6 protein-coding genes are annotated in these 7,331 nt (G+C 37.4%); all 6 read right to left on the bottom strand.

The annotated features are described in order from the left end of the window. A partial coding sequence (rfbD, locus tag H5R88_RS06080; protein ID WP_182600330.1) for a dTDP-4-dehydrorhamnose reductase occupies positions 1 to 764 on the bottom strand: 764 nt, incomplete at its 3' end. 146 nt (positions 765 to 910) lie between these two features. Then, the gene (gene rfbB, locus H5R88_RS06075) at positions 911 to 1,951 is read right to left on the bottom strand and encodes a dTDP-glucose 4,6-dehydratase (protein ID WP_182600331.1); all 1,041 of its coding nucleotides are present in this window, start codon (positions 1,949 to 1,951) and stop codon (positions 911 to 913) included. An 11-nt stretch (positions 1,952 to 1,962) separates the two neighbouring features. Further along, complete coding sequence (rfbC, locus tag H5R88_RS06070) at positions 1,963 to 2,544, bottom strand: dTDP-4-dehydrorhamnose 3,5-epimerase (RefSeq protein WP_182600332.1); 582 nt, start codon at positions 2,542 to 2,544, stop codon at positions 1,963 to 1,965. A gap of 12 nt (positions 2,545 to 2,556) precedes the next feature. Continuing rightward, on the bottom strand, positions 2,557 to 3,426 hold the full coding sequence (gene rfbA, locus H5R88_RS06065) for a glucose-1-phosphate thymidylyltransferase RfbA (RefSeq protein ID WP_182600528.1): 870 nt from the start codon (positions 3,424 to 3,426) through the stop codon (positions 2,557 to 2,559). Between the two features lie 355 nt (positions 3,427 to 3,781). Beyond that, complete coding sequence (locus H5R88_RS06060; RefSeq protein WP_182600527.1) at positions 3,782 to 4,864, bottom strand: hypothetical protein; 1,083 nt, start codon at positions 4,862 to 4,864, stop codon at positions 3,782 to 3,784. A 74-nt stretch (positions 4,865 to 4,938) separates the two neighbouring features. Next, positions 4,939 to 7,260, bottom strand: coding sequence for a glycoside hydrolase family 73 protein (locus H5R88_RS06055; protein WP_182600526.1), 2,322 nt, complete (start codon positions 7,258 to 7,260; stop codon positions 4,939 to 4,941). Positions 7,261 to 7,331 lie beyond the last annotated feature (71 nt).

Raw genomic sequence — 7,331 nt, 5'->3', positions numbered from 1 at the left:
AAGCTCATAACTGAATGGCGAGGGCGGTAAGCTTTGGCTGGATATGCTGAAGAGTTCACAGGAGCGACTTCAACGTCTTCATCCTTTAAGATCTCGGTGGCGAATTCGAACCAGGAACAACTATTCTCGTTAGATAGCTGGTAGGTACCGAATGGCTGATTATGATCGACTAAGTACGTCATAAACTCGGCAAGCGTTCTAGTCCATGTTGGGCGACCAAACTGATCGTTAACGACGGTGAGCTGATCATGGTCTTTGGCAAGACGAAGCATCGTATAGACAAAATTCTTACCGTATTTACCAAAGACCCAGGATGTGCGAATGATGTAGTAATCAGCTAAGGTTTCCTGGATTGCTTTTTCACCGGCAAGTTTAGCTTTACCATATTCATTTCGTGGATTAGTGGGTGCGTCAACTTCATACTCACCTTCATTAGTCCCATCAAAGACATAATCAGTACTGATGTAAACTATCTTAGCGCCAACTCTTTTAGCAGCCTCGGCAACATTACGCGTACCATCTACGTTTACTTGCCAATTGAGGTCTTTGGCAACATCTTCAGCGTTATCAACGGCGGTATAAGCGGCACAATGATAGATCACTTCCGGCTTAAGCGCACTAATCTTTTCATTTACAACGGCTTGATCAGTGATATCCATTTGCTTAGAATCAAAGGCGTCATATGCAATTCCGCGTTCATCTAATAGGTTCCGTAATTCTGAACCGAGTTGACCATTAGCACCAGTGATTAAAATTTTTGTCATTCGTCTTCTCCTTAATTAAACCTGATTAATGTTATAATCAAATTGACAACAGCTTTCAATATTCTTTCCATGTTATTCATCTGTTGTCCTTAAAACAAGAGTCGTGCATTCCTTAAATTCGGGAATAACACGACTCTTTTCATCTTTTATTGACCGTTTTTCGCATATTTTGCTTCAACCGCGGCTTTTTCATCTTTCCACCAATCTTGGTGTTCCGTATACCAATCAATCGTGTGTTGTAAACCGGTCTTGAAGTCAGTAAATTCGGGCTCCCAACCTAATTCTGTCCGCAGCTTTGTTGCATCAATGGCATAACGCAAATCATGGCCGGGACGATCTTTAACATGGTCATAAGCATCTTTAGGTTGACCCATTAACTCTAAGATCATTTCAAGGACTTCTTTGTTGTTCTTTTCACCATCGGCCCCGATGAGGTAAGTCTCACCGATCTTCCCCTTAATCAAAATATCCCAAACTGCCCGCGAATGATCATTAGTATGAATCCAATCACGGACATTTTTACCAGATCCATAAAGCTTAGGACGAATGCCACTTAAGATATTAGTAATCTGGCGGGGAATGAACTTTTCAATGTGTTGGTAAGGTCCATAATTATTGGAACAATTGGAAATTGTCGCCCGTAAGCCAAATGACCGAACCCAAGCTCGTACTAACAAGTCTGAACTCGCTTTAGAAGAAGAGTAAGGACTTGATGGCCGGTACGGAGATTCAGGAGTAAACTTTTCTCCTTTACCTTCACCATGACCAGGTAAGTCTTCCCGTAATGGTAAATCGCCATAGACTTCATCCGTTGAAATATGGTGGTAACGAACGTCATACTTGCGACAAGCATTGATTAAAACTGAAGTACCCACAATATTAGTTTGAATGAACGGAGTGGGATCAATCAAAGAATTGTCATTGTGACTTTCAGCCGCGTAATGCACAACTGCATCAGCTTTGCTTACCAGCTTATCAACTAAGTCCTGATCACAAATATCCCCAACTACGAGTTCAACTTTATCCTTTGGCAAGCCAGCAAGATTAGCGGGATTCCCAGCATAAGTCAGTTTATCTAACACCGTAATATGTTCAACTTCCGGGTGGTGGTTAACAACATAGTGAACAAAGTTGGAGCCAATAAAACCGGCTCCCCCGGTAACAATAATATTCTTAAAAGTTTCCATAACGACCTCGCTTAAATTTCACCATAAACAAATGGGTTGTCTTTTTCAAATTCAGTTAAGGTTGGTTGTGCGGCATCCTTTTCCGAAGTAATAGCCTTATTAAATTCAATTGGCCAGTCAATGTTTAATTCCGGCGTCTTAAAGGAAATCCCGCCATCCGCTTCCGCATCGTAATAGTTATCGCACTTGTAAACAAAGTTAACGTTATCAGTTAAAGTCAAGAAGCCATGCGCAAAGCCCCGCGGAACCAGGAGTTGGCGGTGGTTACTTGCGGACAAGATATAACCTTCCCATTGCTTGTATGTAGGGGAACCTTTTCGTAAGTCGACAATGACATCCAAGACAGCCCCAGTAACGACCCGGATTAATTTTGTTTGGGCTGCTTTACCGCGTTGAAAGTGTAGTCCGCGCAAAACACCAGCATGCGTTGAAAGTGATTGATTATCTTGGATAAAGTTAAAGTTAATCCCAGCATTCTTAAAGTCACGATCAGAGTAGGTTTCTTCAAAGAAGCCCCGGTGATCACCAAAGACCGCTGGTGTAATAATTTTAACGTCTTGTAATTTTGTTGTTTGAACGTTTAATTTTCCCATTATTTATTCTCCCTAGTCCTGTTGAGCTAACCGCAATAAGTATTGACCATAATCATTCTTTTTTAACGGTTGTGCCAGTTCAACTAATTGGTCCTTATTAATGTAACCCATCCGATAAGCAATTTCTTCTAAGGAAGCCACCTTTAAGTTTTGCCGCTTTTCAATCGTGGCAATGAAATTGGCTGCTTCGAGCATTGAATCGTGGGTACCGGTATCTAACCAGGCATAGCCACGACCCATTAACTTAACATCGAGCTTACCTTGACGCAGGTATTCCTTGTTAACATCAGTGATTTCAAGTTCGCCCCGATCTGATGGCTTGATATTTTTAGCAATATCAACTACTTGATTATCATAAAAGTAAAGACCAGTCACCGCATAATTACTCTTGGGATGAGCTGGCTTTTCTTCAATCGATAAGGCATGCATCTGATCATCAAAGTCGACCACACCAAAGCGTTCGGGATCGTTAACATGGTAACCAAAAACCGTGGCACCATCAGTTTTTTGTGCTGCCGATTGGACTAAGTCGGATAAACCAGCCCCGTAATAGATATTATCACCTAAAATCAAACAAACACTATCATCACCGATAAAGTCTTCCCCGAGAATAAAGGCCTCAGCAAGTCCATTGGGTTTTTCTTGAACTTTATAAGAGAAGTTTAATCCTAAATTGGTCCCATCCCCTAAAAGTTCTTGAAAAAGGGGCATATATTCTGGAGTAGAAATCACCAAAATATCCCTAATCCCGGCCAGCATCAAAGTCGACAAAGGATAATAAATCATCGGCTTATCATAAACCGGAATCAATTGTTTTGAAATACCACGCGTAATTGGATAGAGGCGGGTTCCTGACCCACCAGCTAAAATTATTCCTTTCATAGTGGCCTCCTTATGATTAACAAAAATCCTTTATTATTTTAACACAAGTAATTGAACAATGTTTTTGAAAAAATTCCAGTCTTATAACATTGAAGCAGTAATTTCCCTTGCAAAATCAAAACTCTAAAACGAACTTGTTATGGTTTTGCCAATCAAAAATTTTTCTTTTAAGAATCGATTGTATTTTTTCGTAAAAAAATACCCCCTACATTTTCGTAGGAAGTATTTTTAGTCAACCATAACAGTTGACAGATATCCGGAACAATTCCGTAATCAAGCCGTCTAAAATTTTATCTATTTAATCTGTGTATTTGGTGGGACACAGCGCCGAAAGTCCCATTAGTTACTTTGTAAATTATTCTATTTTCTCATTAGTACTTTTTGACGAAGGCTCATTAATTTTAATTAAATTTAATTTACAAAGTTGGTCCAATGTACCACAAGGAAACTCACTACCATTTAAATTAAACTTATAATTTAATTTATCATCAACAGGAAGTGATTTATATTTAGAATTTGGTCCTCCATAAAATATTCTAAATTCTCTTTGATTAGAATATTTTGAATTTTTAGCAAATAAATTAATACCAACTTGTGATCTCAGTTCATTCGCAGTGAACGGATATTTCTTATCATAATATCTAACCTCGCCTGCTCTAGAATCAAATTCAGTAGTTTCTTGTAACATTTTTACCATTTTTTCTTTAGAAATCCAAACCCATGGACGCGGAATCAATTGATAGTTATCATTAAAACTAAAAGCAATGTTATCGCTATTAGGTTTAGAGAATGACTCAATAAATTTAGATGATAATGTACCAAATTCATCTACGTCACTCCTCTTTACAGTAATAAAACTTGTTATTAATCCATTATAGCTATGTCCTTCATGAAAAATTATTTTGGCTTTATCAATATTAACGGAATTACTTACCGAATCCACCGAATAACTTATTGGTCTAATGAAAATATCATAATCATTCTGTAATAATTCACTCATTAAAGTTCTTCTTGTAAAGTTTTCTACTGCATTCTGCAGGTTATTATCTAATTTAAAAGGCCATGATGATTTTGAAATCACCTTATCCCTATCTTTAAAAGATATTTTCATTGCTGCTTGCATAGTATACCAGCCAAAATTTTTATAAGTTTGCTTACTATTAATATCTATATTAATTGCAGTTCCTTCATCATCTTGTCGAGATTTTTCTTCAGATTTTAAAAAATCTTTAGGATCACAAAAATGAATAACTCCATTTTTGGTTAAGTCCAGATACGGATCTTCTGTAAATTTTAGAAATCCAATAACATCATCAGAAATATTAATGTCATTTATATTTTTATTAGCATTCTTTAATCTAAAATCAACCTGTAGGACGTGTTCATTATCATGATTGGATTTTAAATTATATTTGATTTTTTTCATATTAATTTTCATAATATTCATCTCGTTTTCTTTTCAGGAGATATTAAAATAAGCATTCATTACTCAAGATAGTACCTTTACACAATCTAGTATAGATTTTGCGGCAATTTAATAGCATCAAACCAGAAATCAGTACGATTACCTTCACCATTGTTTGCATCACTATAGCGGGAAACCACTTGGATCTCATGTCCAATTAAATTGCTATCTAATTTAAATGTTGCTTTGAAACCGGATTTAGCAGAATTATAAATTGACGGATATGCTTTTTGGACATCAGGGCGATCTATGTTGGTTACTTGTTGACGTGCAATTTCACGATGAGTTGTAGCATCATAAAGGATAACAAAGTGATTCTTTTGGTTATAACTTTGATCAGCGGCTTGCCATCCAGTTACCGTTACTTCACCATTTTTTACAACAAAGCTGTCAAGAAATCCTTGATTGTTACTTGGGACAGTGATAGGAGCAAACCATGCATCAGTACGATTACCTTCACCATTATTTGCATCACTATAACGGGAAATCACTTGTAACTGATGTCCCGCGTAAGCTGCTCTATTAAAGTCAAAGGTAACATCAAAGCCAGACTTACCAGCATTAGCAATGTTTGGATAAGCTCGTTGAACGTCAGGGCGACTGACATTGCTTACTTGTTTACGGGCAATTTCACGATGTGTCGTTGCATCGTAAAGAATTACAAAATGGTTTTGTTGCTTAACACTATTATCAGCAACTTGCCACCCACTAACATGAACTTGATTATCTGAAATCTCGACCTTATCCAAGCACGATTGGTTCTCATTAAACGTTTTTGGTGCAAACCAATAATCAACATAATTACCTTCGCCGTTATCAGCATCACTGTAACGAGAAATTACTTGAATATTATCACCAATCAACGCCGGACTAAGGTTTACTTGAAGATTAAATCCAGATTTACCAGCATTGTAAACATTATATACCTTGGCAACGTCATTCCGAATCGTGGAATTAACTTCATACCGTCCTAACTCTCGATTCTTAGTAGCATCATAAAGGATAATAAAATGATGATCCTTACCAGCTGATTGATCGGTTGCATGCCAACCACTAATATTAAGAGTGTTAGCAGCGGCATCAATATTGAAATTGTCAAGATAACCAGCATTAGTATTAAGATTTACAGAATTAAACCATAAATCGTCTCCACCATTTGGTTCACCATTAGTATCCTTAGTATAACGAGAGACTACTTGAATTGCCTTTCCAGCAAAATTAGCAGAGTTTGGAACAGTTAAGCTAAAACCACCCCAGCCAGAAATTGTTGCATTAGGATAAGCATTTTGGACATCTTGCCGGTAAGTACCAGGAACTTCTTGACGATATAATTCTTGTTTAGTATTACCGTCAAGAAGAATAATGAAATGATGCATACTTTGATCATAATTATTAGTAGCATGCCACCCCTCAACTTTCAGACTATCTCCTTGAACAGAAATATTATCAATATGGCCAGTATTAATATTGTCATTAAATGCTTCTTGGTCCCAAGCAGTCAAATTATATTGTTGGATTACACGATTAAGCGTATTTGTATATTGTGGATCGGTAGCGTATCCATCTTGTCGAATTAAGCGGGTAACAGTTTGATAATCTTTTTGACCGATCAAATTACTGTAGCGACTGTTTTCCTTTAAGAAACGACCGTGATCAACAATACTTTCATAATTTGACGGATATGCGCGGAAAGCATCATTTATTTGAACATACCGACCACCATAATACTCATAAGTAGGCATTGTAACTGATTGTCCATTGTAAGAACCCTTGATTCCAAACAAGTTATGACCTTGAGTAGTTAAAGCAGATTGCCCCCAACCACTTTCAATAATAGCTTGAGCACCAGTTAAAGATGGTAAAACTCCAAATTGCTTCCAGCCATCAACGGCTCCTTGGTGGATACTTTCTAAAAATTGTACATTACGAGCAGAAAGCCCATTAGTGTTAATGTTGCCAGTCCCGCTCACAGTCGTTGAAGCAGTTCCATTTTCTGGATCAGCTTGGGTATTACTTATTTGGTCGGTCGATACATTAGGCTGGGTGTCAACTGCTGGTGCATTAGCGATATTTTGTGCATTCTTAGCGCTAATATCAACAGCTCCTTTATTAGGATCTGTATTAGCAGTCTGCTCAGCGGCATGAGTCTGAACAGCTTGGGCAGTCATCAAAGCAACATTAGCATTTTGATAATTACTACTTTGTTGATTGTCACTGGTTTGTGTAGTAGTGACCGCTGTATTAGCAATAACATTGGTATCATCAGCGTGTGCATTTCCTTGGAAGAAAACTAATGAAGCCCCAAATGTAAAGATTACTGGTAATACAACGCGAAACTGATTGTTTTTTGAGTTACTATCACTTGCCATAATTTAAGATATACCTTCCCCTTTTAATTAATCGTTTCTTAGTTTACCACTCTTAAATTACAAAAAGATTA

Origin of the sequence: Limosilactobacillus agrestis, assembly GCF_014145585.1 — a bacterium.
Lineage (GTDB): Bacteria > Bacillota > Bacilli > Lactobacillales > Lactobacillaceae > Limosilactobacillus > Limosilactobacillus agrestis.
This window is presented reverse-complemented; position numbering and strand designations above follow the sequence as displayed.